The following is a 26,936-nucleotide window of genomic DNA, read 5'->3' as shown; positions in this document are numbered from 1 at the left end:
CTCGATGCCTCCTTGCCGGACGAGATTCAAAAAGTGATAGGGCTGCGTGGAAAATTTTTTCCGGATGTACGCAGTGGTTGATGCGAACGACTTTTCGTAGGATCGAGGGGGACGCCTAGTTCTTGCTCGCGAACCCGCTTGATGCCTGTGCTTCGGGGAGACTCTGTTCGCGAGCAAGCTCGCTCCTACTGGGGCATCTCAGCGACGTGGCACCACGCGGGACCACCACTGCCCGTGCTTCTCGATGCGCACCGGCAGTGTCGGCTCCAGCGAGCTGAGCGCCAGGTCGATGTTCTTCAGCGGGAAGCTGCCGGTGATGCGCAGGTCCGCCAGCGTCGGGTCCAGCGCGAGGTAGCCGGGGCTGTAGCGCGCCAACTGGTCGATCAGTTCGCCCAGACGCACGTTGTCCACCACCAGCATGCCGTGGGTCCAGGCATCGGCGGTGGCGCTATTGGCCTCCAGCGTGCCGAAGCCATTGGCGCGCACGCGCACTTGCTGGCCCTGGTTGATCACGCGTTCGTCCGGCAGTTGCTCGGGGCGTGCGGCCACGGCCGACTGCAGGACGTTCAGCAAGGTGCTGTCGCCGTCGTCGCGTTCCACCAGGAAGCGCGTGCCGAGGGCACGCAGGCGGCCTTCGTCGGTTTCGACGATGAACGGGCGGCTGTCGCCGTGGGCGGTTTCCACCAGGATTTCGCCGCTGAGCAGGACGATGCGCCGCTGCTCGGCGTCGAAGCGCACATCGACTGCGGTGCGGCTGTTGAGCACCAGCCGGGTGTTGTCCGGCAGACGCAGTTCGCGCTGCTCGCCGGTGGCGGTGACCAGGTCAGAGAAGGCATAGCGCACCGGCGTGTAGCGGTTGCCGATACCCAGCGCCAGCGCACCGACCAGCAGCAATGATAAGCCGGTGCCGGCGAGGCGGCGGACCTTGCGCCGGGATTCGCCCGACGAGCGCAGCAAGGCGTTGCGCGCGGCCTTGGGCGTGGCGCCGGCGAGGCTGCGGTCGAGCATTCCCAACTGGCTCCAGGCGCGGGCGTGTTCGCTATGGGCCGAATGCCAGCGGGCGAAAGCAGCCTCATCGTCCGGGCGCGATTCGCCGGAGCCCAGGCGCAGCTGCCAGCTGATCGCCTCGTCCAGTATCTGCAGGGAAACCGGTCCCTTCACGTCGGCTCGCCGTACAGCGCGATGTAGCACTGGCGCAGGCCCTGGGCGATGTACTGGCGCACCCGCGGTACGGATACGCCCAGTTGCTCGGCGATCTCGGCGTGCCCCAGGCCGTCCAGGCGGTTGAGCAGGAAGGCACTGCGTGCGCGGGTGGACAGCTTGCCCAGCAGGCGGTCGATCTCGCGCAGGTCCGCAAGGATCAGGCAATGCTCCTCGGCGGAAGGCTGCACCGCTTCGGGCAGGCATTTCAGTTCGTCGAGGTAGGCCTGTTCCAGCGCAACGCGGCGCCAGTGATCCACCAGCAGGCCCTTTGCCACGGTCACCAGGAAGGCACGGGGTTCGCGCAGGGAGGGCAGCTCGCGACGACCGAGTACGCGGACGAAGGTGTCCTGGCTCAAGTCTTCGGCGCGCTGCGCACAGCCCAGGCTGCGATTCAGCCAGGCATTCAGCCAGTCGCGGTGATCGCGATACAAGGCGCCAACGAGTTCGCCGCTACCCATCTGGATGGCCGACAAGCTACTCCCCCGATGATCCCGAATGGGATCAAGTTCAAAAACGATAACTATTCGCAAATGATCGCAAAGTGCAGTCACCCGCGCAATCGGCACCCGTCGGCTTTTGCTTCCGGTCGCTCGCTTTATGGCGTCGTTCTAGAATCGGACGACCTTTGTCGCGGAACGCCTCGCCATGTCCGACCCCGTGCTGATCATCGGCTCCTTCCTCTCGCCCTATGTGCGCAAGGCGCTGGTCCTGCTGGAAATGAAAGGCGTGGATTACCGCATCGACTCCGTCGTGCCATTCTTCGGCAACGAGGCATTCGAGCGCCTGAGCCCGCTTCGCCAGGTGCCGGTTCTGGTGGACGGCGAACTGGTGCTGAACGATTCCTCGGTGATCTGCCAGTACCTGGAAGAGCGTTATCCACAGCCGGCGCTGTACCCGGCGAATATTGCCGAGCGCGCCCGCGCGCGCTGGATCGAGGAGTTCGCCGACAGCCGCATGGGCCAAGTGGTGATCTGGCAACTGTTCGACCAGTTGGTGATCGGCCGCGGCGTTTGGGGCCGCGAGCCGGACGCGGCGTTGCTGGAGAAGACCTACCAGCAGGACCTGCCGGCCGTGTTCGATTACCTGGAGGCGCAGTTGCCGGAAAGCGGCTGGTTGTTCGGCGAGCTGTCCATCGCCGACATCAGCGTCGCCTGCTTCATGCGCAACGCGCAGATCACCCGCTACGAGCTGGATGCCCAGCGCTGGCCGAAACTGGCGGCCATGCTCGCGGCGGCCTTCGCGTTGCCGGCGTTCCAGAAGCTCAACCAGTTCGAGCGTGCCATCGCCCGCACGCCCATCGCGCAGCAGCGCGAGGCGCTGATCGCCGCAGGAGCGCCGGTCAGCGAGGTCAGCCACATGCGCGAACAGCCAGTGCGCGGGCCGATGAGTCGCAGCTGATCAGGCCTGCTGAAGGAAGCTCCAGAGTCGCTGCGCGACCGGGCCGTGGGCGCGGTCGCGTAGGCGCGCGGCGACCAGCTCTTCGCGACGGCCGGGCAGGTGGGGGCCGCTGAGATCGCGCAGGCGACCGTCGGCCAGTTCCTCGGCAATCAGGTGGCGCGGCAGATGGCCCCAGGCGAGGCCGTGCAACACCAGCTCCTTCTTCATCGCCTGGTCCGCCACCGTGCATTGCGGCGCACCTTCCAGGGTGAAGAAGTCCACCGGCGGCGAGTGCCGGGCGCTGTCGCGCATCACGCATTGGGTGAGCGAACGCAGGTGCTCCGGGCGGAGGTCCGTGGTGTCCGTCAGCAGCCCCGGCGCTATCACCGGGATGAAGTCCACTTCGCCCAGGTCCAGCCACTCCAGGCGCGGGTCGGCCTTGTCCACGCGGTGCAGGATCAGCTCGGCCTCGCCATCGAGCAGCCGCTCCAGCGGGCCGCTGACACTTTCGAAGTACAGCTGTAGGCGCGTACGGGGCTGAGTGGCGAAGAAGCGCGCGAGCTTTTCCAGCAGGGCAGGGCGCGGGCAGAAGTCGCCGAGCACCACCCGCAGTTCACTTTCCTCGCCGGCTGCCAGGTGCGCAGCGTGGTCTCGCAGGCTGCCCAGTTCGCGCAGCAGGCCCTGGGCGCGGCGGTGGAAGGATTCGCCGGCGGCCGTCAGGGCGACGCGATAGCCACTGCGATCCAGCAGCTCGAATCCGAGCTGACGCTCCAGGCGGGCAACTGCGGCGAAAACCGCCGGATGCGAACGGTGCAATTGCTGGGCTGCAGCCTGGAAGCCACCGGATTCGACCACCGCGTCGAAGCACTGCAGGTCGTGAAGGGTGAAATCGTGCATGTCAGCTTTCCTGACAGAGATGGTTCGCTCTTTGTAATTTCTTCCCGAGTCCGCCGCAACTAGCCTCGTTTCACCCCACTTGGAGAGAGGCTGCCATGAGCCCGCTGCACTATCTGACTACCCACGACAACGCCCGCATCGCCTATCGCCTGGAAGGCCCCGCCGAACGGCCCCTGCTGGTGCTGTCCAACTCCATCGGTACCGACCTGCACATGTGGGACGGGCAGGTCGCTGCGTTGAGCGAACACTTCCGCGTGCTGCGTTACGACGCTCGCGGGCACGGTGCCTCCAGTGTCCCCGCCGGCCCCTATTCGCTGGCGCGGCTGGGAGAAGATGTGATCGAGCTGCTCGATTCGCTCGGCGTTCAGCGTGCGCATTTCCTCGGCCTTTCCCTCGGGGGTTTCGTCGGCCAGTGGCTGGCGCTGAATGCTCCGCAGCGTATCGGGCGACTGGTGCTGGCGAACACCTCCGCCTGGATCGGGCCGCAGGATCAGTGGGATGCGCGCATCGCCGAGGTGCTGGCAGCGGAGGATATGCTGGGCACCGCGGCGACTTTTCTCGCCAACTGGTTCCCTGCGGCCTGGCTGGATTCGCAGCGGCCGGAGGTGGAGCCGTTCCGCGCCACGCTGCTGGCGACCAACCGGCATGGGCTGGCCGGCTCCTTCGCGGCGGTGCAGGAAACCGATCTGCGCAGCGCGTTGCGCGACGTGCGCCTGCCCACGCTGGTGATCGCCGGGCAGTTCGACACGGTCACCGCCGCCAGCCACAGCGAGCTGATTGCCCAGGCGATCCCTGGCGCGCGCCTGTTCACGCTGCCGGCGGTACACCTGTCGAACATCGAGTTTCCCCGTGAGTTCGAAGGCGCGGTGCTGGATTTCCTGCTGGCGCCCTGAACGAACAAGGCCGCCCGGGGGCGGCCTTGCGGTTTATCCACAGGCGTCAGTGATGCGCCGCATCCACCGCGATGGGCTCGCCGCAGACGTCCGCGTAGCGGTGCTTGCGGTCGGCCAGGGTGTAGTGGATCAGCGCGCCGAGCCCGGCGCCGAAGAACCAGGAAAACTGCGACAGCGCCTCGAACGCCGGCACCAGCGCCAGCACGATGGCGATCAGCGCCGCCGGGACGAACGCCGCCACGGCGCGCAGGTTCACGCCGCCGCTGTAGTGGTAGCTGGCGTCGCGGCTCTCGCTGTAAAGCTCAGGGAGGTTCACCCGGCTGCGCCGCACCAGGTAGTAGTCGGTGACGATGATCCCGTACAGCGGTCCGAGCAGCGCGCCCAGGCCGCCGAGGAAATACACGATCACCGCCGGGCTGTTGTACAGGTGCCAGGGCAGGATCAGCACCGCGATGGTGGCGCTGAGCAGGCCTGCGCGGCGGAAGTTCAGCAGGTTCGGGGCGAGGTTGGTGAGCACGTAGGCCGGGGCGACGAAGTTGGCCATGATGTTCACCGCCACGGTGACGATCAGGAAGGCCAGGCAGGCCAGCACCAGGCCGAAGGTGTTGGGGATCGCGGCAACGATTTCCGTGGGGTTCTGCACCAGCTTGCCGTCGATGCTGAACTGCGCGCCGGCCAGTACCACGGCGATCAGCGCGAAGCCCAGCATGTTCACCGGCAGGCCCCAGAAGTTGCCGACGCTGATGGTGCGACGGTCCGGGCAGTTGCGGGTGAAGTCGCAGAAATTCAGGATCATGGTGCCGTACAGCGACACCCACAGCGCGGCGGCGCCCAGGACTTTCAGCCACATGGCCGAGCCGATCGGAGCGCTGCCGCTGGACCAGGCGATCGACAGGCCGGCGCGCCAGTACATCCAGCCGGCGAGGCTGGCGAAGGCCACGAGGATGATCGGGCCGGCGAAGGATTCGTAGCGCCGCACCATCTCCATGCCGTAGGCGAAGATCACCAGCTGCACGCACCAGATGCCGAGGAAGGTGATCCAGCCCAGGGTCGACAGGCCGAGGATCGAGTCCTGGTCGTAGGCCGCAAGACCCGGCGCGAGGGCGGTGAGCAGCACGCGCAGGACCACCGAGGCGAGGTAGGTCTGGATGCCGAACCAGGCGATGGCGATCACTGCGCGGATCAGCGCCGGCACCTGGGCGCCGTGGATGCCGAAGCTGATGCGGCACAGCACCGGGTAGGGCAGGCCGGTCTTCTGGCCCATGTAGCCGGACAGGTTCATCAGGCCGTAGATCACCAGTGCGCCGAGGGCGAATGCCGCGAGGATCTGCGCGCCGCTCATGCCCAGGGCGAAGAGGCCGATGGCGAAGGAGTAGTTGGCGATGTTGTGTACATCGTTGGTCCACAGCGCGAACAGGCTGTAGCGCCCCCAGCTGCGGCCCTGGGCCTTGGTCGGCGCGAGGTCGGCGCTGTACAGGCGCGGGCTCAGGGTCGGCGCTGTACTGCTCGCGGAGGCCTCGCCAGCGGCAGGTGGAACGGAGGTAACGCCGGACAGGTGCGTGGGACTGCTGGTCATGGGCTACTCGGCTTTTGTATGCACGGCTTTTTGTGGTTTGTGTGCAAAGCCAATTCCATGCCAGTGCAGTTTCCTGTCGGTCTTGGAGGTCTGTCTATCTTGCCTGCGGAATGCGCTGAAGCCCTCATTTGGTGCGGTCTTGAGACCTGTCCAGGCGGACAGGAAATAAATTTCCCAGGCCAATCATTGACTTGAGAGTCAGCTCGGCTGTGGGTGAGTAGTGTGCGAAATGGGGACTTTGTACACAATAATTGTGCACAGGCGTTACGGGGGCGATTCGGCGCGGGCGGACGTCTATCGCGGACAGAGTCCGCTCCTACGCAGGATTACCCATCGGCGTAGGAGCGGACTCCGTCCGCGATCGGGTGGGGAATGCACCGCCCCAACGTCAAACCACAATCCACGCCCATAAAAAACCGCCCCGGAGGGCGGTTTCTTCATCGCGACGCGAAGCGCTTACAGGCCGTTCTTGGCCTTGCTCTTCACCTTGAATTCGCGGCGACGGCGGTGCAGGACCGGCTCGGTGTAGCCGTTGGGCTGTTTGGTGCCTTCGAGGACCAGTTCCAGCGCGGCCTGGAAGGCCACGTTGTCGTCGAAGTTCGGCGCCATGGCGCGGTACTGGGCGTCACCGGCGTTCTGGCGATCCACCACCGAAGCCATGCGCTTGAGGCTTTCCAGCACCTGCTCCTGGGTGACCACGCCGTGGCGCAGCCAGTTGGCCAGCAGCTGGCTGGAGATACGCAGGGTGGCGCGGTCTTCCATGAGGCCGACGTCGTTGATGTCCGGCACCTTGGAGCAGCCGACACCCTGGTCGATCCAGCGGACCACGTAGCCGAGGATGCCCTGGGCGTTGTTGTCCAGCTCGTTCTTGATCTCTTCCGCGCTCCAGTTGGTGTTGGCAGCAAGCGGAATGGTCAGGATGTCGTCCACCGAAGCCGGTGCGCGCTTGGCCAGCTCGGCCTGACGGGCGAACACGTCGACCTTGTGGTAGTGCAGCGCGTGCAGGGTGGCGGCGGTCGGCGACGGCACCCAGGCGGTGTTGGCGCCGGCCAGCGGGTGAGCGATCTTCTGCTCGAGCATGGCGGCCATCAGGTCGGGCATGGCCCACATGCCCTTGCCGATCTGCGCCTTGCCCTGCAGGCCGGTGGCCAGGCCGACGTCGACGTTGTTGTTCTCGTAGGAACCGATCCACTTCTCGGTCTTCATGGCGCCCTTGCGCACCATGGCGCCGGCTTCCATGGAGGTGTGGATCTCGTCACCGGTGCGGTCGAGGAAGCCGGTGTTGATGAACACCACGCGCTCGGCAGCGGCCTGGATGCAGGCCTTCAGGTTGACGGTGGTACGGCGCTCTTCGTCCATGATGCCGACTTTCAGTGTGTTGCGCGGCAGGCCCAGCAGGTCCTCGACGCGGCTGAAGATTTCGGCGGCGAAGGCGACTTCTTCCGGGCCGTGCATCTTCGGCTTGACGATGTACACGCTGCCGGTACGGCTGTTCTTGCGGGTGGCGCTGCCGTTCAGGTTGTGAATGGCGATCAGGCTGGTGAACAGGCCGTCCTGGATGCCTTCGGGGACTTCGTTGCCCTGGGCGTCGAGGATCGCCGGGTTGGTCATCAGGTGGCCAACGTTGCGGATGAACAGCAGGGAGCGGCCATGCAGGCTCAGCTCGGAACCATCGGCCCTGGTGTAGACGCGGTCCGGGTTCATGGTGCGGGTGAAGGTGCTGCCGCCCTTGGAAACCTGCTCGGCGAGGTCGCCCTTCATCAGGCCCAGCCAGTTGCGGTAGACCACGACCTTGTCGTCGGCGTCGACGGCGGCCACGGAGTCTTCGCAGTCCATGATGGTGGTCAGCGCGGATTCCATCAGGACGTCTTTCACGCCAGCGGCGTCGGTCTGGCCGATCGGGCTGGTCGGGTCGATCTGGATTTCGAAGTGCAGGCCGTTGTGCTTGAGCAGCACGGCCTTGGGCTTCGCGGCTTCACCCTGGAAGGCGAGGAACTGAGCGGCGTTCTTCAGGCCGGTCTCGCTGCCGTTCTTCAGGGTCACGGCCAGTGCGCCGTTCTTTACCACATAGGCTGTGGCGTCGACGTGGGAGCCGGATTCCAGCGGGGCGGCTTCGTCGAGGAAAGCGCGGGCGAAGGCGATCACCTTGTCACCACGGACCTTGTTGTAGCCCTTGCCCTTCTCGGCGCCGTTCTCTTCGCTGATCGCGTCGGTGCCGTACAGTGCGTCGTACAGCGAGCCCCAGCGGGCGTTGGCGGCGTTCAGGGCAAAACGTGCGTTCATGACTGGGACGACCAGCTGTGGGCCGGCCATGCGGGCGATTTCGTCGTCGACGTTCTGGGTGCTGGCCTGGAAGTCGGCCGGCTCGGGCAGCAGGTAGCCGATTTCCTGCAGGAAGGCCTTGTAGGCGACCGCGTCATGCGGCTTGCCGGCGCGCGCCTGGTGCCAGCCGTCGACCTTTGCCTGGATCTCGTCGCGCTTTGCGAGCAGGGCCTTGTTCTTGGGGGCCAGGTCATTGATTACGGTTTCGACACCTGCCCAGAACTTGCCAGCGTCAATGCCGGTGCCGGGAATGGCTTCGTTGTTCACGAAGTCGAAAAGGACTTTGGCGACCTGCAGGCCACCGACTTGAACGCGTTCAGTCATTGCTTGCCTCACTCTGCTCAGGACCAGCTCTGGACACAGGCAAAACGCCTTGTAGTCCGAGCCGCGGAATACTACATGATGCCGTGGGAAAAATCAGTGGGCTAGCGTCGCGGTTAGACCAAAGTACGCATCTCAGTCACGTAGCAGGTCTTATGTTCGCAAATATCACCTGGATTGTTCCAGATAAATCTTAAAACTGTACACGCATTACCCGAATAGGTACCTGTGGCAGCCCGTCGCAGCTGGCTAACCTCGCCGTGCCTATACTGCTTCTTCCCTCCTGGAGAATCCCGCATGTCCGTGACGCTTGCCACCCCCACCGATCTGGATGACCTGGTTCTGCTGTTTTCCGGCTACCTCGATTTCTACGAGGTACCCGCGCCCCACGCGAAGATTCGCGAGTTTCTCGGAGCGCGCATCGGCAGCGGGCAGTCGACGGTGTTCATCGCGCGCAGCATCGATGGGCTGGCGGTAGGCTTCGTGCAGCTGTACCCGTTCTTCGCTTCCCTGGCGCTGCAGGCTTCCTGGCTGGTCAGTGACCTCTACGTGCTGCCGGCTGCGCGCCGCGATGGCTATGGCGAGGCGCTGATGAACGCCGCCCGCGCCCACGGCGAAGCCACCGGCGCCTGCGGCCTGATGCTGGAAACGGCGAAGACCAACCACGCTGGCCAGTCGCTGTACGAGCGGCTGGGCTACAAGCGGGACGACAAGTTCTACACCTATTGGCTGGACCTCACGGCCTAGCCCTTCGCGGAGACTGCTCATGGACCACCTCGTATTGACCGTCATCGCCCAGGACCAGCCCGGTCTGGTGGAGCGCGTGGCCAAATGCATCGCCGCCCACGGCGGCAACTGGCTGGAAAGCCGCATGTCGCGCATGGCCGGGCAGTTCGCCGGGATCCTTCGCGTAGCAGTGCCCGCCGAGGGCTATGACGAGCTGGTGGAAGGTCTGCAGGAGCTGAGCGAGCACGGCATCCGCGTGCTGCTGGCGGAGAGCGGCATCGAGCCGGCCTGCAACTGGAAGCCGATCCATCTCGACCTGGTGGGCAACGACCGCCCCGGCATCGTCCGCGATATCACCCAGCTGCTGGCCGAGCATGGCGTGAACCTGGAGAGCCTGACCACCGAGGTGCTCCCCGCGCCCATGAGCAGCGAGCCGCTGTTCCATGCCGAGGCGCTGCTGGCCGTGCCGCTGACCCTGCCGTTGGAAACCCTGCAGCAGAAGCTGGAAGAGCTGGCCGATGACCTGATGGTGGAGCTGAATTTCCACAGCGGGGAATGACGGCCTCGCTCTGAGTACGATTCTTGTGGAAAAACCTGTGGGCTCTCTGTTGATGGATAGACAGAGGGACCATTTTGCATGGGCTTCACGCCAATCCGTTTATCCACTTCCTGTTTCGCGGCTGTGCACAGATTGCGGGGATCGCGCCGTGGGCATTTTGTTGATAAGTCTCTGCATCCCGCTATTACCCTGGTCTTGGGCGATGTGGTCAGTTTTCGTACAGATGGCGCGCGGCGAATAGGGCGCTGCGGGCCAGGCAACCGCTGTGCACAAATATACTGGAAGAATCTGTGGAGAAGCCGTTCATGAAACGCTGCAGGGCACGTTAGCTCTGGGTTTCATAGGGTTGTCCACTTTCTGAGCGGGCGGCTCTGCTCCATCCACACGAAGCGGGGATCGGCCTGTGGAAAAGCCGGGGGAATATTCATGCAGGCCAGAGCTTGCGGGGCTTCCGAGGTGTTGATCAATTCTTGATCAGGGGCCGGCTCGCGCCTGGAGAAAGGGGCGGTGTGAAACGCTTGGCAGGACGGCCTGTGGAAGAGCTGGTCGTTATCCCCGCAATCGCGGGATAGAGCTGTGGACAATCTGCGGGTGAGTGCCTGCAAGCCACAGCTGGTGCGGCTTGCAGGCGGTGGATCAATTAATGATCAATCCCCGCGGGCGAGGCGGTACCAGATATCCACGCTGTAGACGACCAGGCCGGCCCAGATGCAGCAGAGGGAGATCAGGCGCGTGGTGTCCAGATGTTCGCCGAACAGCAGGATCGCCTGCAGCAGCACCAAGGTCGGCGCCAGGTACTGCAGGAAGCCCAGTGTCGCGTAAGGCAGGTGGCGCGCGGCAGCGTTGAAGCACACCAGCGGCACCAGGGTGATCGGGCCGGCGGCAGCGAGCCAGATGGCGTCCCTGGTGGTCCAGAAGTCCGCGTGCACGCTCGGGCCGTCGGCGAACAGCACGAGGTAGCCGATCGCCAGTGGCAGCAGGATCCAGGTCTCTACCACCAGGCCGGGCAGGGCAGCCACCGGCGCCTGCTTGCGGATCAGTCCGTAGAAGCCGAAGGTTAGCGCCAGCGCCAGCGATACCCAGGGCAGGCTGCCCAGTTGCCACAGCTGCTGCGCCACGCCCAGCGCGGCGAGGCCGACCGCGACCCACTGCAGTGGGCGCAGGCGTTCGCGCAGGATCACCAGGCCCAGCAGGACGTTGATCAGCGGGTTGATGTAGTAGCCCAGGCTGGCCTCGATCATGTGGCCGTTGTTCACCGCCCAGACGTACACCAGCCAGTTGCTGGCGATCAGCAGGCCGCTGGCGGTGAGCACCGCGATGCGCTTGGGGTTCTCGCGCAGCTCGCGCCACCAACCGGGGTGTTTCCACACCAGCAGGAGCAGGGCGCCGAACACCGCCGACCAGATGGCCCGGTGGGTGATGATTTCCAGGGCGGGGATGCGTTCGAGCAGCTTGAAGTAGATCGGGAAGAGTCCCCAGATGACGTAGGCAGTCAAGCCCAGGGCGTAGCCCCGGCGGGGGTTGGCGGTGGCCATGGAACATCCTTGGTTAGGCAGCTAATGAGTGGCTGCACAATTCTAGGGCGCGTAACGGGGCTTGTCTGTGCCGCTGCGGTGGATGTCGCGACTGCGCCGGCGATTGTGCGTAACGATGGCGTTACGGTGCACTACTGGTCGCCGTACATTTCCTTGAAGGGCACTTGACGCGATGAGGTGGTTTTCCATACGCCATTGACCAGCTCCTCGGTGCTCAGCAGAACCATCTCGGGATCGCCACTGCCACCAGCAGCATCCTCTATTTCACGTTTCACCTCGACTGGCTGATTGGCCTCTACCACGTACTCGCTCTTCTCGTGGTAGCAGCAGCCGCTCTTGGCAAAGGTCGTCAGCCTCTTGCGCACGCTATCGACTTCGAAGAAGCCCAGGTTCTCCAGTGTCAGCCCACTCAACTCCGGGCTGTAGATGAAGCGCTGTCGTCTCGCATCGAAGAGAAATACGTCATAGCTCGGCCCGCCATAGGAACCGCGGTTGCCGTTCTGCACTGCAAAGTCCGGCTGGCCATCGAAGTTGAAATCGCCTGCATTGATCACGCCCTGGTAATCGTAAAGCCTCGCCGAGTTCACCAGTGGTTCGCCGTTCTCCTGCCGCGTCAGGAAAACATTGGGCAGGTAGATGGCTTGTGCGACCTCGTGGCTGCCGGTCCGCTGGATGCCGAGGTAGGCTGGCCCCTCGCAGGTCTGCGCGGTGCAAGGTTGCATGTCGAGCAGGAAGTCATAGCCCGGTGCGGCGTTACTGATCCTTAGCGCCTTCTTCCAATCGTGGCCTTGGGCGTCGCCGCCAGTCCCGGGGCCCAATTCCTCAATACGCTCGCGGTAAGCGTCGCTCAGGCAGTTGGAAATGGCGTCGTCGGTTTCACAGCGTTGTCGGGTGTTTCGCAGCCAACTGCGCTGGGCTTTCTTCAGTTGTGCCGGGTCCAGCTCGGGGCTGCCCAAATGAGCGCGGTAAGTCAGACCCAATTGCTCATCGAGCGCGGAGAGGTCATCGCTTGCACAGATGGTTTGTTCCATCGGCGTGTTGGCTTTCTGGCAGTCAAAACTGGCGGCCAGCGCCGAAGACAGAGTGAACGACAGGCAGGCGATAAAGGGCAAGCGCAGCAGTTTCATGGCGTGTCTTCCTTGAAGAGAAGCAGTGCCGAGCACTCCTGCGTCGGCACGGAGAAATCAGAACAGCCGCAACGGCTCCTCATCCAGCGCCGCCAGTTGCTCGCGCAGCACCAGCACCTGTTCGCCCCAGTAACGCTCGGTGCCGAACCAGGGAAAGCTCGGGGGGAACGCCGGATCGTCCCAGCGGCGCGCCAGCCAGGCGCTGTAGTGCATCAGGCGCAGGGAGCGCAGGCCTTCGATCAGCGGCAGTTCGCGCGAATCGAAGTCGTGGAACTCCTGGTAGCCATCGATCAGCTCGGAAAGCTGCCCGAGGCGCTCGTGGCGCTCGCCGGCGAGCATCATCCACAGGTCTTGCACGGCCGGGCCCATGCGGCAGTCGTCCAGGTCGACGACGTGGAAGGTCTCGTCGCGACACAGGAGGTTGCCGGGGTGGCAATCGCCGTGCATGCGGATGGGGTTGTACTTCACGCGAGCATACAGGTCGTCGACCTTCTTCAGCAGGTCGCGGGCCACGGATTCGTAAGCCGGCAGCAGACTTTTCGGGATGAAGTTGCCTTGCAGCAGGGTGGCGAGCGAGTCGTGTCCGAAATTCTGCGGCGTCAGCGCCTCGCGGTGTTCGAACGGGCGGTTGGCGCCCACGGCGTGCAGGCGTCCGAGCAACTGGCCGAGGCGATACAGCTGGTCGAGGTTACCCGGCTCCGGCGCACGGCCGCCGCGGCGGGGGAACAGGGTGAAGCGAAAACCGGCGTGCTCGAAGAGGGTCTTGCCCTCGTGCACCAGCGGCGCCACCACCGGGACTTCGCATTCGGCCAGTTCAGCGGAGAAGGTGTGCTCCTCAAGGATTGCCTCGGTAGTCCAGCGGCCGGGGCGGTAGAACTTGGCAATCAACGGCTCGCTGCCCTCGATGCCCACCTGGTAGACGCGGTTCTCGTAGCTGTTGAGCGCGAGTACGCGGGCGTCGCTGAGAAAACCGATGCTTTCCACCGCATCCAGCACCAGGTCGGGGGTGAGGGCGGAAAAGGGATGGGACATGGCGACGTTCCGGCAATGGTAAAGCTGCCTAGTTTACCCAGTCCGCTTCGTTTGGGTGGGCAGTTGCCTCAGCGGTCGGCGCAGTGTTTCCTCAGGTACTCGATGAAGTCCGTGGCCAGCGCCCGGCGCTCGCCCTTCACCAGGGTCAGTTTCTGCATCGTGCGCACTTTGCATTTGACCGGCTGGGCCTGGGTGTCGGCGCGTTGCAGAGGGGTAAGCAGCAGATCGTAGGGCGTGCCCTCGCGGATCTGCTCCGCAAGTTCGCTTTCCTCGCCACCGATCAGCAGGACCTTGTTGCGGGTCTCGATCTGGTACTGGTCCACCATGGGTTCGAGGATCGGCATCAGCTCCTCGCTGGCGCCGACCCGCAGTACGTCGGGGCCGGCGTGGCTGGCAAGAGGCAGGAGCAGCAAGGTTAAAAGCAGCAGTGGGCGGCGCATGGTGAGGCTCCGATTAGCCATGGTTCCGTCCGGCCTGGGCGGAACGCTGTCAGCTATTGGAGCGCGGCGCAGCGCCGCGGGGCTTGATATGAAGCAGGGAAACGGGACTACAGCGGCGTGCCGAGGATTACCTGCGCCGGGGAGAACTGCGCGCGCACCGCCGACCCCGCTTGCAGGCCGAGGATTGCGATGCGCTCCGGGTCGGTCAGCGCGCAGAGCATCTGGCCGCTGGGCAACTGGATGCGCACCTCGCTGGGGCCGTCTTCGGCTTCGCGGATGTCATCGACGTGGCCTTCCAGTGCGTTCAGCCCTTCCGGGCAGGGAATGTGCGGCAGGTCGACGTAGAGCCAGCCGGCCTTCATCAGCGCCACCACTGGCAAGCCGTCGGCCAGTTCGAGCTTCTCAGTGCTCTCGCGGGTGACTCGCGCCTGGATGCGCGATCCACCGGGCAGCTCGATGCTCACCAGATCGTTGAGGCCGGACGGTTCCACCGCGCAGACGCGCCCGTGCAACTGGTTGCGTGCGCTGGTGCGCATCATCAGGCGCCCGATCAGCTCCAGGTCGGCCTGGTGCTCGACGTGCTCGACTATGTGTTCGCGCAACGCTTCCAGGCGCTGGTACAGCGCCAGCAGGCGATCGCCCTCGGCGGTCAGGCGTGCGCCGCCACCGCCCTTGCCACCGACGCTGCGTTCCACCAGCGGCCGGTCGGAGAGGTTGTTCAGTTCGTCGATGGCGTCCCAGGCGCTCTTGTAGCTCATCCCGGCGGCCTTGGCGGCGTGGGTGATCGAGCCGAGCTGGGCGATCTGCGCCAGCAGGGCAATGCGCTGCGGACGGCGGGTAACGTGTTGGGTCAACAGGCTGAGGGTGGTCATGGTTTCGCGGGTACTTATTGGTATGCCGCGAGGCTCCGTTGCTGGCGTGCAAAACGCAAGGGGCAGATGTCGGGAATGTGGCCCACCGGTCTTCTATTGCGGAGTCGGCGTGCGCGCCAGGCAATAGACATCGACCCGCCGCGCTCCCGCGCGCCGCAGCAAGCGGGCGATGCGCTCGGCGGTGGCTCCGGTGGTCAGCACGTCGTCCACCAGCGCCAGGTGCTGGCCTTCGACCACCGCGCCATCGTCCAGGGCGAAGGCGCCGCGCAGGTTGCGTTTGCGGGTGGCAGCGTCCAGGCCTTGCTGGGCCGGGGTGTCCTGCGTGCGAAGGATAATGCGGTTATCCACAGGCAGCCGTAGCGGCGTAGCCAACCACTCCGCCAGCAATTGCGACTGGTTGAAGCCCCGTTGCCGCTCGCGCCGGCGCGACAGCGGCACAGGGACCAGCCGGTCCGGGCGTGGCAATCCTTCCTCGTACGCGTGCAGCAGGTGGCGTTCGAGCAACTGCCCGAGCAGACGCCCGAGCGGCGCATTGGCCTGGTGCTTGAAGCGGGTGACCAGCTCATCGACAGGGAAGCCGTAGCGCAGGGGCGTTTCGACGCGGTGGAAGGCCGGCGGGCGGCGTAGGCACCCACTGCAGACCTGTTCGCAGATCAGCCCGGAGGCGGGCAGGGGGAGGGCGCACACCGTGCAACGCCCGGCTAGCCAGGGCAGGTCATCATCGCAGCCGGTGCAGAGCGGCAGGGCGGACTGTTCCGCCGTTGCGCCACACAGCAGGCATTGCACGCGAGGGCGCCACCAGATGGGGCGCCATTGAAGCAACCGCATTCCGCCCCTCCCTGGGCGGCGCTGCTCAATGGATCAGCCAGCTCAGTACCACCAGGCCCAGCACCGTCCAGATCAGCCCGCCGAAGATCGAGCGCCGCAAGAAGGCGCGGATGCCACTGTAGAGCAGCAGCAGGCCGATGAAGAGCAGGACGAAGCTGAAGATCGAGACGTCGATTCCCACAGCCCGCGCCAGGCCATGGAAAAAATCGTCCATGGCGCGCCACAGGCCGCCGAGCACGCCCGACAGCAGATCGACGATGAAGCGGATCGCCTTGCCGACCATCTGGCCAAGGCCGTCGAAGAATCCTTCTGTTCCCATCTGGGGTATGACTCCTGAATGTTCTGATTGCTTGGAGCGACGATTACCGACTTGGGTTCAGCGGCAACCGTAGGAATACGGATTGAGTAGATCAATAATTGATCACTTGTTGACCTGTGTTGCGAGAGTGGTTGACAGCGTCACAGCTCCACATATGATGCCTTGAGCCTGATTTCCCCGGTGGCGCGCCGCCGGGGCACCCTAGACAAGAGGCGCCCCAAGCGTCGAAGGACTTTGCCGATGAGTGCCACCGCAGCCCAAGTAACCCGCCACGACTGGACCCTTTCCGAAGTCCGCGCCCTGTTCGAACAGCCCTTCAACGACCTGCTGTTCCAGGCGCAGACAATGCACCGCGCGCATTTCGACCCGAACCGCGTGCAGGTTTCCACCCTCCTGTCGATCAAGACCGGCGCCTGCCCGGAAGACTGCAAATATTGCCCGCAGTCCGGCCACTACAACACCGGCCTGGACAAGGAAAAGCTGATGGAAGTGCAGAAGGTGCTGCAGGCCGCTGCCGAAGCCAAGGCCATCGGCTCCACGCGCTTCTGCATGGGCGCCGCCTGGAAGCATCCGTCGGCGAAGGACATGCCCTACGTGCTGGAAATGGTGAAGGGCGTGAAGAAGCTCGGCCTGGAAACCTGCATGACCCTGGGCAAGCTGACCCAGGAGCAGACTCAGTCCCTGGCTGAGGCGGGCCTGGACTACTACAACCACAACCTCGATACCTCGCCGGAGTTCTACGGCAACATCATCACCACCCGCACCTATAGCGAGCGCCTGCAGACTCTGGCGTACGTGCGCGAGGCGGGGATGAAGATCTGTTCCGGCGGCATCCTCGGCATGGGTGAGTCGGTGGACGACCGCGCTGGCCTGCTGATCCAGTTGGCCAACCTGCCCGAGCACCCGGAATCGGTACCGATCAACATGCTGGTGAAGGTCAAGGGCACTCCGCTGGCCGAGGAGAAGGACGTCGACCCGTTCGACTTCATCCGCACCTTGGCGGTCGCCCGCATCATGATGCCGAAATCCCACGTGCGCCTGTCCGCTGGCCGCGAGCAGATGAACGAGCAGATGCAGGCCCTGGCCTTTATGGCTGGCGCCAACTCGATCTTCTACGGCGAGAAGCTGCTGACCACCACCAACCCGCAGGCCGAAAAGGACATGCAGCTGTTCGCGCGTCTGGGCATCAAGCCCGAGGAGCGCGAGGAGCACGCCGACGAGGTGCACCAGGCCGCCATCGAGCAGGCGCTGGTGGAACAACGCGACTCCCAGCTGTTCTATAACGCGGCTTCGGCCTGATAGAGCCGCTTTTCTTCATGTACGAGCGAGTTTGCTCGCGAACGGCCCGGCACCGAAGTGTTCGGGAAGACTGTTCGCGAGCAAGCTCGCTCCTACAGGTCCTCGCCTCGCAGGACCACCGCCGACACGGGGTTGCGTATGCCTTTCGATCTCGCCGCCCGCCTGGCCCAGCGCCAGGCGGAGGACCTCTACCGCCGCCGTCCGCTGCTGGAATCGCCGCAGGGACCGGAAGTGGCCATCGACGGCCAGCCGATGCTGGCCTTCTGTTCCAATGATTACCTGGGCCTGGCCAATCATCCCGAGGTGATTGCCGCCATGCGTGCCGGCGCCGAGCGCTGGGGCGTCGGTGGCGGTGCCTCACACCTGGTCAACGGCCACTGCGGCCCGCACCACGAGCTGGAGCTGGCGCTCGCCGAGTTCACTGGCCGCCCGCGTGCGCTGCTGTTCTCCACCGGCTACATGGCCAACCTCGGCACCGTCACCGCCCTCGTCGGCAAAGGCGAGAGCGTGCTGGAGGACCGCCTCAACCACGCCTCGCTGCTGGATGCCGGCCTGCTTTCCGGTGCGCGCTTCTCGCGCTACCTGCACAACGACGCCGCCAGCCTCGCCTCCCGCCTTGATAAGGCCGAAGGCAACACGCTGGTCGTCACCGATGGCGTGTTCAGCATGGACGGCGACCTGGCCGACCTGCCCAGCCTTTGCGCGACGGCGCGGCAACAGAATGCCTGGGTGATGGTCGACGACGCTCACGGCTTCGGCCCGCTGGGCGCCACCGGCGGCGGCATCGTCGAACACTTCGGCCTGGGAATGGATGACGTGCCCGTTCTGGTCGGCACCCTCGGCAAGGCTTTCGGCACCGCTGGCGCCTTCGTCGCCGGCAGCGAAGAGCTGATCGAGACACTGATCCAGTTCGCTCGTCCCTACATCTACACCACCAGCCAACCGCCCGCCGTGGCCTGCGCCACGCTGAAAAGCCTGGAGCTACTGCGCGCCGAGAGCTGGCGCCGCGATCACCTGAATGCGCTGATCGCGCGCTTCCGCGCAGGCGCGCGGGCCATCGGACTGAGCCTGATGGACAGCCCGACGCCAATCCAGCCGATCCTCATCGGCGGTAGCGCCCAGGCCATGGCGCTGTCGGCGGAGCTGCGCCAGCGCGGCATCCTCGTCGGCGCTATCCGCCCGCCCACCGTGCCGGCCGGCACCGCGCGCCTGCGCGTGACCCTGTCTGCCTCGCACACCGAAGCACAGGTCGACCGCCTGCTGCTGGCGCTCGCCGAAAGCTGGCAGCGCGTGTCGTCTAGCCTTCTGGCAGAGATCGATGCCGAGGAGGGCGATGATGCGTGACCAATTGATCCTGCTGCCGGGCTGGGGCCTGGGGAGTGCGCCACTGGAACCGCTGCGCGACGCGTTGCTGGAGCAGGCACCGCATTTGAATGTACAGATCGAGCCGTTGCCGGCGGACGCCGACCCGAATGTCTGGCTCGACGAGCTGGACGACAACGTCGCCCATGACGCCTGGATTGCCGGCTGGTCGCTGGGCGGCATGCTCGGCGCCGAGCTGGCGGCGCGCCGTGGCGAGTCCTGCCGGGGGCTGGTGACCATCGCCAGCAACCTCTGCTTCCGCCGTCGCGAGGACTGGCCGGATGCTATGGCCAATGAAGTCTTCGAGGATTTCTTCGAGGCCTTCCTGCTGGAGCCGCACCTGGTGCGCAAGCGCTTCACGATGCTGGTCAGCCAGGGCGCCCGCGACCCGCGCACCCTCGCCCGCCAGCTGCAGGTGGCGCTGCCGCAATTGAATGTCGAAGGCCTGACCGCCGGATTGCAACTGCTGGGGCAGCTGGATACTCGCGCCGCCCTCAGTCGCTATCCCGGCCCGCAGTTGCACCTGTTCGCCGCCAACGATGCGCTGGTCCCGGCCAGCGCCGCCGACGCGCTGCTGGAATGGCTGCCGGACGTCGAAGTCAGCCTGTTGCCCAGTGCCAGCCACGGCCTGCCGCTGGAACAGCCGGACGAAGTGGCGAGCGCCATCCTGAAGTTCATCCACGAGGGTGACGATGCCTGATTGCAGTACCAGCGCGCTGCCCGACAAACGCCAGGTAGCCGCCTCCTTCTCCCGCGCCGCGTCGACTTACGACGCGGTGGCCGAACTGCAGCGTGCCGTTGGCGGCCGCCTGCTGGAGTTGCTCCCGGTGCAGGCCCCGCCGCAGCGCTGGATCGACCTGGGCAGTGGCACCGGCTATTTCACCCGCGCCCTGGCAGCGCGTTATCCACAGGCCCAGGGGCTGTCCGTCGACATCGCCGAGGGCATGCTGCGCCACGCCCGCGAGCAGGGCGGTGCGCAGCACTTCATCGGCGGCGATGCTGAGCGGCTGCCGTTGCGCGATGGCGCCACCGACCTGCTGTTCTCCAGCCTGGCGATCCAGTGGTGCGGGGACTTGCCGGCGGTTCTGGACGAGGCGCGCCGCGTGCTGCGTCCTGGTGGCGTCGTAGCGTTCAGCAGCCTGTGCATCGGCACGTTGGGCGAGCTGCGACAGAGCTGGGAGGCGGTGGATGGCTTCGTCCACGTGAACCGCTTCCGTCCATTCGAGCAGTACCAGCAGCACTGCGCGGGCAGCGGCCTGCAAGTGCTGGAGCTGCGCACCGAGGACCGTGTCCTGCACTTTCCCGACCTGCGCAGCCTGACCCACGAACTCAAGGCGCTCGGCGCGCACAACCTCAACCCCGGCCGGCCCGATGGGCTCACCGGGCGCGAGCGGGTGCGTGCGCTGATCGCCGCATACGAGCGCTTCCGCCAGCCCGAGGGCCTGCCGGCGACCTACCGGGTGGTCTACGCCGTCCTGCGCAAGCACTGACCCTTGTAGGAGCGAGCTTGCTCGCGAACGGGGCTCACCGGCAGCACCGGAGCTGGGCGAATTCGCGAGCAAGCTCGCTCCTACGAAGAGCACCAGAGGAAAACCATGTCCCACGCCTACTTTGTCACCGGCACCGACACCGAAATCGGCAAGACCACCATCGCCTCCGGCCTGCTGCATGCGGCGCGGCTGGCTGGGTTGTCCACGGCGGCTGCCAAGCCGGTAGCCTCCGGCTGCGAGCGCAGCCCCGAGGGGCTGCGCAATTCGGACGCGCTAGCGCTGCTGGGCGAGTGCAGCGTGCCGCTGGCCTATGAACAGGTGAACCCCTTCGCATTCGAGCCGGCGATTGCCCCGCATCTGGCCGCCCGCGAACAGGGTGTGAAGCTGACGGTGGAAGCGCTGAAAGGCCCGGTGCGGTCGATCCTGGAGCTGGGCGCCGATTTCACCCTGGTGGAAGGCGCCGGCGGCTGGCGCGTGCCGCTGGCTGGGGAGGAGAACCTTTCCGACCTGGCCATCGCCCTTGAACTGCCGGTGATCCTCGTCGTCGGCGTCCGCCTGGGCTGCATCAACCATGCGGTGCTCAGCGCCGAGGCGATCCAGCGCGACGGCCTGCTGCTGGCCGGTTGGGTAGCGAACATCGTCGATCCACAGACCTCCCGTCTGGAAGAAAACCTCGCGACCCTCGCCGAACGTCTGCCCGCACCCTGCATCGGACGCGTGCCGCGCCTGCACCACGCGACTGCGGCGGCAGTGGCCTCGCACCTGGACCTGGGCATCCTGGATTTGTAACCGGGCCTTGGCCTGGCGGACTCCGTCTGCTTGAATAGTGGCCACTTGCTGCTTTTTGCTGTGGAGGCGTGTCGATGGAAATTTCCGGTAATGCTTTCTCTGCGGGCCTTTATGGCGTGCAGAACGGCCAGCGCCGCGTCGATCGCGCCAGCACCGACATCGCCACCGCCGGCAGCGCGCCCAGGGAAGTGCTGAACGACCGCCTGGTCGACCTGCGCCGCGGCGAGCACGAGGTCAAGGCCAACGCCAAGGTCATCCAGGCCGCCGACGAAACGCTCGGCACCCTTATCGATATCCGCGCCTGACGGCCCTTTTCCCTTACCCGAAATGCTCTGGCGGCCGGCTGTCCTCGTGACACGCCGGCCGCTCTGCCATGGGCTTTAATGAGTCTCAGGACGTCCTTGCGAAACCACCTTGCGGACAGCTCGGCAAGCGTGACCAGGCGGTCGGTTTGCACGCTTGACAAGGGTATGGCGTAAACGTATGTTTCAAACGCCTGTTTGACTGTCCGGATGCGTGCGCGCACCGACTGGGCGGCCGGGAATGCTCCCGCACTGCGACCGCAGCAACCGGTCGCCCATTAACCAGAACCCTTCGTAGAGGTTTACCGCTATGCCTGATTACAAGGCCCCCTTGCGTGATATCCGTTTCGTTCGCGACGAGCTGCTGGGCTACGAAGCGCACTACCAGAACCTGCCGGGCGCCGAAGACGCCACCCCGGACATGGTCAATGCCATCCTCGAAGAGGGTGCGAAGTTCTGCGAACAGGTAATCGCTCCGCTGAACCGCACTGGCGACCTGGAAGGCTGCAAATGGAGCCCGGAAGGCGTCAAGACGCCGACCGGCTTCAAAGAGGCCTACCAGCAGTTCGTCGAAGGCGGCTGGCCGAGCCTGGCCCATGACGTCGAGCACGGCGGTCAGGGTCTGCCCGAATCCCTGGGTCTGGCCATCAGCGAGATGGTCGGCCAGGCCAACTGGTCCTGGGGCATGTACCCGGGCCTGTCCCACGGCGCCATGAACACCCTGCACGCCCACGGCACCCCGGAGCAGCAGCACGCCTACCTGACCAAGTTGGTTTCCGGCGAGTGGACCGGCACCATGTGCCTGACCGAGCCGCATTGCGGCACCGACCTGGGCATGCTGCGCACCAAGGCCGAGCCGCAGGCTGACGGCACCTACAAGATCACCGGCACCAAGATCTTCATCTCCGCTGGCGAACACGATATGGCCGACAACATCGTCCACATCGTGCTCGCCCGCCTGCCCGACGCCCCGCAGGGCACCAAGGGCATCTCGCTGTTCATCGTGCCGAAGTTCCTGCCCAACGCCGAAGGCAACGTGGGCGAGCGCAACGCCGTTTCCTGTGGCTCCATCGAGCACAAGATGGGCATCCACGGCAACGCTACCTGCGTGATGAACTTCGACGCCGCCACCGGCTTCCTGATCGGCCCGCCGAACAAGGGCCTGAACTGCATGTTCACCTTCATGAACACCGCTCGCCTGGGTACCGCGCTGCAAGGCCTGGCCCACGCCGAGATCGGCTTCCAGGGTGGCATCGCCTACGCTCGCGAGCGTCTGCAGATGCGTTCGCTGACCGGCCCGAAAGCGCCGGAAAAAGCCGCTGACCCGATCATCGTGCACCCGGACGTACGCCGCATGCTGCTGACCGCCAAGGCTTTCGCCGAAGGCAACCGCGCCATGCTGTACTTCGCTGCCAAGCAGGTCGACATCGTCCAGCGCAGCCAGGACGAAGAAGAGAAGAAAGCCGCTGACTCGATGCTGGCCTTCCTCACTCCGATCGCCAAGGCGTTCATGACCGAAGTGGGCTTCGAAGCCGCCAACCACGGCGTGCAGATCTATGGCGGCCACGGCTTCATAGCCGAACACGGCATGGAACAGAACGTCCGCGACAGTCGCATTTCCATGCTGTACGAAGGCACCACCGGCGTTCAGGCGCTAGACCTGCTGGGTCGCAAGATCCTCATGACCCAGGGCGAAGCGCTCAAGGGCTTCACCAAGATCGTGCACAAGTTCTGCCAGGCCAACGAAGCCAACGAAGCCGTGAAAGAGTTCGTTGCACCGCTGGCTGCGCTGAACAAGGAGTGGGGCGACCTGACCATGAAGGTCGGCATGGCTGCCATGAAGGACCGCGAGGAAGTCGGCGCCGCATCGGTCGACTACCTGATGTACTCCGGCTACGCCTGCCTGGCCTACTTCTGGGCCGACATGGCTCGCCTGGCTGCCGAGAAGCTGGCTGCCGGCACCAGCGAAGAAGCCTTCTACCAGGCCAAGCTGAAGACCGCGCGCTTCTACTTCCAGCGCATCCTGCCGCGCACCCGCGCGCACGTTGGCTCCATGCTGTCCGGCGCCAACAACCTGATGGACCTGGCCGAGGAAGATTTCGCCCTCGGTTACTGATCAGCACCCCGTACGGACGGTTCGCCGTCCGTCTGCTGAACAGGAAGAAGCCCGCCGCAAGGCGGGCTTTTTCGTATCCGAACCCACACATGACGCCGCAGAAAATGCCATCATTACGCCACTTGCCGATCCACTGGCGGCGAGCCCGGCCCCCATTCTGCGGAACCCTTTGTGCGACCCACGGCCCCTTATCGGATCAGCCATTTCCTCACGCCCCTGTTGCTGATTCCGGCCGGCATCGCCGCCGGTTCCCTGGGCGAACTGTCTGACTTCTTCATCTCCCTGTTCAACGTACTGCCGACCCTGCTGCTCCTGCTTGGCGGTGCCCTGTGCCTGGTCTATGGCCGCCAGCGCCAGCTGTTCATGCTGGCAGCGGTGTACATCGCGTATTTCCTGCTCGATACCCAGGTCGATTACTTCCAGGCACATCGCGTGGTGATGCCGGAGGCGGCGCTGGTGTTCCACCTCTGCTGCGTGCTGCTGCCGTTGCTCTACGGCCTGTACGGCATCTGGCAGGAACGCATGCACATGCTGCAGGACCTGCTCGCCCGCAGCGCCGCGCTGATCGCGGTGGTCGGCGTCGCCACCGCGCTGGCCAAGCGCTTCCCACAGGGTCTGGCGGAACTGCTCAGCGATACCTACTGGCCGGCTTTGCACGGTCACTGGATGAACCTGGCGCAGCTGTCCTACCTTGGTTTCCTCATGGCCTTCGTCGCCCTGCTTGCGGCCTACATCCGTCAGCCACGTCCGCTGCACGCCGCGCAACTGGTGGGCCTGCTCGGGCTGCTGTGGATGCTGCCCAAGGTGTTCATCCTGCCCCACGCGCTGACCGTGATGACCAGCCTGGTGATGCTCACCCTGGCCGGCGCGGTGGCCCACGAGGCGTACCAGATGGCCTTCCGCGACGAGCTCACCGGCCTGCCCGGACGCCGCGCGCTGAACGAGCGCTTCCAGCGCCTGGGCCAGCAGTACGTGCTGGCGATGATCGACGTGGACCATTTCAAGAAATTCAACGACAGCCACGGCCACGACGTCGGCGACCAGGTACTGCGCATGGTCGCCAGCCAGTTGCGTCGTACCGGTGGCGGCGGCAAGGCGTACCGCTATGGCGGCGAGGAATTCACCGTGGTCTTCGCCGGCAAGACCGTGGAGCAGTGCCTGCCTTACCTCGATGGCGTGCGCCAGGCCATCGAGGGTTACGCCATGCACCTGCGTGACCGTGGCAACCGCCCCAAGGACGACCGCCAGGGTCGCGGCAAGCGCGCCGGCAAGGAGGCGCAGACGGTCTCGGTGACCATCAGCGTCGGCGTCGCCGAGCGCGACGGCGAGCGGCGCAGCCCGGAAGAGGTCATCAAGGGCGCCGACGAGGCGCTGTACTCGGCAAAGAGCGGCGGCCGCAACCGCGTGGCCGTACATGGGCAGTCGCGTCGCGGAGCGGTACGCACCGCCTGAACCGCTTGCGTTATGACTGCGCATTCAGCGCGTGCAGCGTGATTGTCCGCATCGCCGTGCGCCGTTAGGTTCGAGGTTTCCGCGCCACGCTGGCGCCCTGAACCGAACGGAGATTCGCGATGCCCGAGTACAAGGCACCCCTGCGCGACGTGCGCTTCCTCACCGATGAAGTCTTCGACTTCACCGGCCGCTATGAAGCCCTCGGCGCCACCGACGCCACCCCGGACATGTTCGCCGCCATCCTCGAGGAAGGCGCGAAATTCTGCGAGCAGGTCATCGCCCCGCTGAACCGCTCCGGCGACGAGGAAGGCTGCCACTTCGACAACGGCGTGGTGACCACGCCCAAGGGCTTCAAGGAAGCCTTTGCGCAATACGTCGAGGCCGGCTGGAACGGTGTTTCCAGCGACCCGGAATTCGGTGGGCAGGGTCTGCCGCCGTCCCTCGGCCTGCTGGTCAGCGAGATGATCGGCGCGTCCAACTGTTCCTGGGGCATGTACCCCGGTCTGACCAAGGGCGCCATGGCCGCCATCCACGCCCACGGCACGCAGGAGCAGAAGGACACCTACCTGCCGCGCATGACCAGCGCGGAATGGACCGGCACCATGTGCCTCACCGAGCCGCACTGCGGCACGGACCTGGGCATCATCAAGACCCGCGCCGTGCCCAACGCGGACGGCAGCTACGCGATCACCGGCACCAAGATCTTCATCTCCGCCGGTGAGCACGACATGAGCGAGAACATCATCCACCTGGTCCTGGCCAAGCTGCCCGATGCGCCGGCCGGCACCAAGGGCATCTCGCTGTTCATCGTGCCGAAATTCAACCTGGATGCGAACGGCGAGGCCGGTGAGCGCAACGCCGTGGCCTGCGGCTCCATCGAACACAAGATGGGCATCAAAGCCTCGGCCACCTGCGTGATGAACTTCGACGGCGCCCGCGGCTTCCTCATCGGCGAAGCGAACAAGGGCCTGGCCTGCATGTTCACCATGATGAACCACGCACGCCTGGGCACCGGCATGCAGGGCCTCTGCCTCGGCGAGACCAGTTACCAGGGCGCCGTGCGCTACGCCCAGGACCGGCTGCAGATGCGTTCGCTGACCGGCCCGAAGGCGCCGGAGAAGCCCGCCGACCCGATCATCGTCCACCCGGACGTGCGCCGCATGCTGCTGACCATGAAGGCGTTCAACGAAGGCAACCGCGCGCTGGCCTACTTCACCGCGCAACTGCTGGACATCGAACACCTCTCCCAGGACGCTGAGGAGCGCGAGCGCGCCGCCAACCTGCTGGCCTTCCTCACCCCGATCTGCAAGGCGTTCATGACCGAGACCGGCCTGGAAGTCACCAACATTGGCATGCAGGTGTTCGGCGGCCACGGCTTCATCCGCGAGTGGGGCATGGAGCAGCTGGTGCGCGATTGCCGCATCGCGCCGATCTACGAGGGCACCAACGGCATCCAGGCGCTGGACCTGCTGGGCCGCAAGGTCCTCGGCAGCCAGGGCAAGCTGCTGATGGGCTTCACCAAGCTCGTCCACCAGCTCTGCCAGCAGCATGCCGAGCACCCGCAGCTGAAAGCTCAGGTCGCCCAGCTGGCGACCCTGAACAAGCAGTGGGGCGAGCTGACCCAGAAGGTCGGCATGGCCGCGATGAAGAACCCGGACGAAGTCGGCGCGGCCTCGGTCGACTACCTGATGTTCTCCGGCTACGTCACCCTCGGCTACTTCTGGCTGCGCATGGCGCTCGTCGCCGGGCAGAAGCTGGAGGAGGGCGCCAGCGAGGCGGCCTACTACCAGACCAAGCTGGCCACTGCCGAGTTCTACTTCAGCCGCCTGCTGCCGCGCGCGCAGGCTCACGTGGCAGCGGCGGAAGCCGGCTCCGAGGTGCTGATGCGCCTGTCGGCCGAGCAGTTCGCGCTGTAATCCCCGTGCTAGACGAGGAGGCCCGCTTCACGCGGGCCTCCTCATTTTTCGCTACATATTGTGACCAATATATAGTTGTGCGGTCACAACATGACGCTTAAAGTCTGAAAAGTTGTTGGAGTAAACTCCGGCGGCGTACCTTCGTGTACCTCCTATTCTGATACCGCTGGCTGCCAGATCAGC

Annotated in this window: 25 protein-coding genes; 13 read left to right on the top strand and 12 right to left on the bottom strand. The window is 65.2% G+C overall.

Features of this window, described 5'->3' with window-relative positions; all coding sequences use genetic code 11:
• Positions 1-198 precede the first annotated feature (198 nt).
• Positions 199-1,161 (bottom strand): FecR domain-containing protein, encoded by a 963-nt coding sequence (locus tag ACIPK7_RS13980; protein ID WP_192436014.1) that lies wholly within the window; start codon positions 1,159-1,161, stop codon positions 199-201.
• Positions 1,158-1,661 (bottom strand): RNA polymerase sigma factor, encoded by a 504-nt coding sequence (locus ACIPK7_RS13975; protein ID WP_401088583.1) that lies wholly within the window; start codon positions 1,659-1,661, stop codon positions 1,158-1,160. Before ACIPK7_RS13975 ends, ACIPK7_RS13980 begins: the two co-directional genes overlap by 4 nt.
• Positions 1,662-1,848: 187 nt before the next feature.
• Here ACIPK7_RS13975 and ACIPK7_RS13970 point away from each other — a divergent pair, with 187 nt between their 5' ends.
• Positions 1,849-2,601: a glutathione S-transferase family protein gene (locus ACIPK7_RS13970; protein ID WP_192436012.1), complete on the top strand. Its 753-nt coding sequence runs from the start codon at positions 1,849-1,851 to the stop codon at positions 2,599-2,601.
• On the opposite strand, the gene ACIPK7_RS13965 is transcribed toward ACIPK7_RS13970, so the two are convergent.
• Complete coding sequence (locus ACIPK7_RS13965; protein WP_192436011.1) at positions 2,602-3,477, bottom strand: LysR family transcriptional regulator; 876 nt, start codon at positions 3,475-3,477, stop codon at positions 2,602-2,604. It abuts the gene before it with no gap.
• A gap of 95 nt (positions 3,478-3,572) precedes the next feature.
• Here ACIPK7_RS13965 and pcaD point away from each other — a divergent pair, with 95 nt between their 5' ends.
• Positions 3,573-4,370: a 3-oxoadipate enol-lactonase gene (gene pcaD / locus ACIPK7_RS13960; RefSeq protein WP_401088351.1), complete on the top strand. Its 798-nt coding sequence runs from the start codon at positions 3,573-3,575 to the stop codon at positions 4,368-4,370.
• A gap of 46 nt (positions 4,371-4,416) precedes the next feature.
• On the opposite strand, the gene ACIPK7_RS13955 is transcribed toward pcaD, so the two are convergent.
• Positions 4,417-5,946, bottom strand: coding sequence for an NCS1 family nucleobase:cation symporter-1 (locus ACIPK7_RS13955; RefSeq protein WP_401088349.1), 1,530 nt, complete (start codon positions 5,944-5,946; stop codon positions 4,417-4,419).
• A gap of 456 nt (positions 5,947-6,402) precedes the next feature.
• Positions 6,403-8,592: a malate synthase G gene (locus ACIPK7_RS13950; protein WP_401088347.1), complete on the bottom strand. Its 2,190-nt coding sequence runs from the start codon at positions 8,590-8,592 to the stop codon at positions 6,403-6,405.
• 294 nt (positions 8,593-8,886) lie between these two features.
• On the opposite strand from ACIPK7_RS13950, the gene ACIPK7_RS13945 reads away from it, so the two are divergent.
• Together ACIPK7_RS13945 and ACIPK7_RS13940 are read left to right on the top strand one after the other, a co-directional pair.
• Entirely contained in the window at positions 8,887-9,336 is a 450-nt protein-coding gene (locus tag ACIPK7_RS13945) for a GNAT family N-acetyltransferase (RefSeq protein WP_192436006.1), read from the top strand.
• 19 nt (positions 9,337-9,355) lie between these two features.
• Positions 9,356-9,874 (top strand): glycine cleavage system protein R, encoded by a 519-nt coding sequence (locus tag ACIPK7_RS13940; protein ID WP_045212798.1) that lies wholly within the window; start codon positions 9,356-9,358, stop codon positions 9,872-9,874.
• Positions 9,875-10,521: 647 nt separating this feature from the next.
• Here ACIPK7_RS13940 and rarD read toward each other — a convergent pair.
• The 7 genes from rarD to ACIPK7_RS13905 form a co-directional block, all read right to left on the bottom strand.
• Positions 10,522-11,409, bottom strand: coding sequence for an EamA family transporter RarD (gene rarD / locus ACIPK7_RS13935; protein WP_401088345.1), 888 nt, complete (start codon positions 11,407-11,409; stop codon positions 10,522-10,524).
• 131 nt (positions 11,410-11,540) lie between these two features.
• Positions 11,541-12,536, bottom strand: coding sequence for a lysozyme inhibitor LprI family protein (locus tag ACIPK7_RS13930; RefSeq protein ID WP_401088343.1), 996 nt, complete (start codon positions 12,534-12,536; stop codon positions 11,541-11,543).
• Between the two features lie 57 nt (positions 12,537-12,593).
• Entirely contained in the window at positions 12,594-13,568 is a 975-nt protein-coding gene (locus ACIPK7_RS13925; protein WP_192436000.1) for a serine/threonine protein kinase, read from the bottom strand.
• A gap of 68 nt (positions 13,569-13,636) precedes the next feature.
• Positions 13,637-14,008 (bottom strand): substrate-binding domain-containing protein, encoded by a 372-nt coding sequence (locus tag ACIPK7_RS13920; RefSeq protein ID WP_401088341.1) that lies wholly within the window; start codon positions 14,006-14,008, stop codon positions 13,637-13,639.
• A gap of 107 nt (positions 14,009-14,115) precedes the next feature.
• Complete coding sequence (locus ACIPK7_RS13915) at positions 14,116-14,880, bottom strand: TOBE domain-containing protein (protein WP_192435990.1); 765 nt, start codon at positions 14,878-14,880, stop codon at positions 14,116-14,118.
• Between the two features lie 93 nt (positions 14,881-14,973).
• The gene (locus ACIPK7_RS13910; protein ID WP_192435988.1) at positions 14,974-15,708 is read right to left on the bottom strand and encodes a ComF family protein; all 735 of its coding nucleotides are present in this window, start codon (positions 15,706-15,708) and stop codon (positions 14,974-14,976) included.
• Positions 15,709-15,733: 25 nt separating this feature from the next.
• Entirely contained in the window at positions 15,734-16,027 is a 294-nt protein-coding gene (locus ACIPK7_RS13905; protein WP_081519671.1) for a hypothetical protein, read from the bottom strand.
• A gap of 240 nt (positions 16,028-16,267) precedes the next feature.
• Between ACIPK7_RS13905 and bioB the strand changes: the two genes are divergently transcribed.
• The 9 genes from bioB (at position 16,268) to ACIPK7_RS13860 (ending at position 26,753) form a co-directional block, all read left to right on the top strand.
• A complete protein-coding gene (gene bioB, locus ACIPK7_RS13900) occupies positions 16,268-17,326 on the top strand; it encodes a biotin synthase BioB (protein WP_401088339.1) in 1,059 nt (352 codons plus the stop codon).
• Between the two features lie 138 nt (positions 17,327-17,464).
• Positions 17,465-18,670, top strand: a complete 1,206-nt coding sequence (bioF, locus tag ACIPK7_RS13895; protein WP_401088337.1) for an 8-amino-7-oxononanoate synthase — start codon at positions 17,465-17,467, stop codon at positions 18,668-18,670.
• Entirely contained in the window at positions 18,663-19,388 is a 726-nt protein-coding gene (locus tag ACIPK7_RS13890) for an alpha/beta fold hydrolase (RefSeq protein ID WP_192435982.1), read from the top strand. The genes bioF and ACIPK7_RS13890 overlap by 8 nt, the downstream gene beginning before the upstream one ends.
• A complete protein-coding gene (gene bioC / locus ACIPK7_RS13885) occupies positions 19,381-20,178 on the top strand; it encodes a malonyl-ACP O-methyltransferase BioC (RefSeq protein ID WP_401088335.1) in 798 nt (265 codons plus the stop codon). Before ACIPK7_RS13890 ends, bioC begins: the two co-directional genes overlap by 8 nt.
• 105 nt (positions 20,179-20,283) lie before the next feature.
• Entirely contained in the window at positions 20,284-20,967 is a 684-nt protein-coding gene (gene bioD / locus ACIPK7_RS13880) for a dethiobiotin synthase (protein WP_401088333.1), read from the top strand.
• Positions 20,968-21,041: 74 nt separating this feature from the next.
• Positions 21,042-21,272 (top strand): hypothetical protein, encoded by a 231-nt coding sequence (locus ACIPK7_RS13875; RefSeq protein ID WP_401088331.1) that lies wholly within the window; start codon positions 21,042-21,044, stop codon positions 21,270-21,272.
• A gap of 307 nt (positions 21,273-21,579) precedes the next feature.
• Positions 21,580-23,385, top strand: a complete 1,806-nt coding sequence (locus ACIPK7_RS13870) for a phenylacyl-CoA dehydrogenase (protein WP_401088329.1) — start codon at positions 21,580-21,582, stop codon at positions 23,383-23,385.
• A 171-nt stretch (positions 23,386-23,556) separates the two neighbouring features.
• Complete coding sequence (locus ACIPK7_RS13865; RefSeq protein WP_401088327.1) at positions 23,557-24,837, top strand: diguanylate cyclase; 1,281 nt, start codon at positions 23,557-23,559, stop codon at positions 24,835-24,837.
• Positions 24,838-24,956: 119 nt separating this feature from the next.
• Positions 24,957-26,753, top strand: coding sequence for an acyl-CoA dehydrogenase C-terminal domain-containing protein (locus ACIPK7_RS13860; RefSeq protein ID WP_401088325.1), 1,797 nt, complete (start codon positions 24,957-24,959; stop codon positions 26,751-26,753).
• Positions 26,754-26,936: the final 183 nt, after the last annotated feature.

This window comes from Pseudomonas sp. NPDC086581 (assembly GCF_044746165.1).
Lineage (GTDB): Bacteria > Pseudomonadota > Gammaproteobacteria > Pseudomonadales > Pseudomonadaceae > Pseudomonas.
The sequence above is the reverse complement of the archived record's forward strand: the minus strand, read 5'-3'. Positions and strand labels throughout refer to the sequence as shown.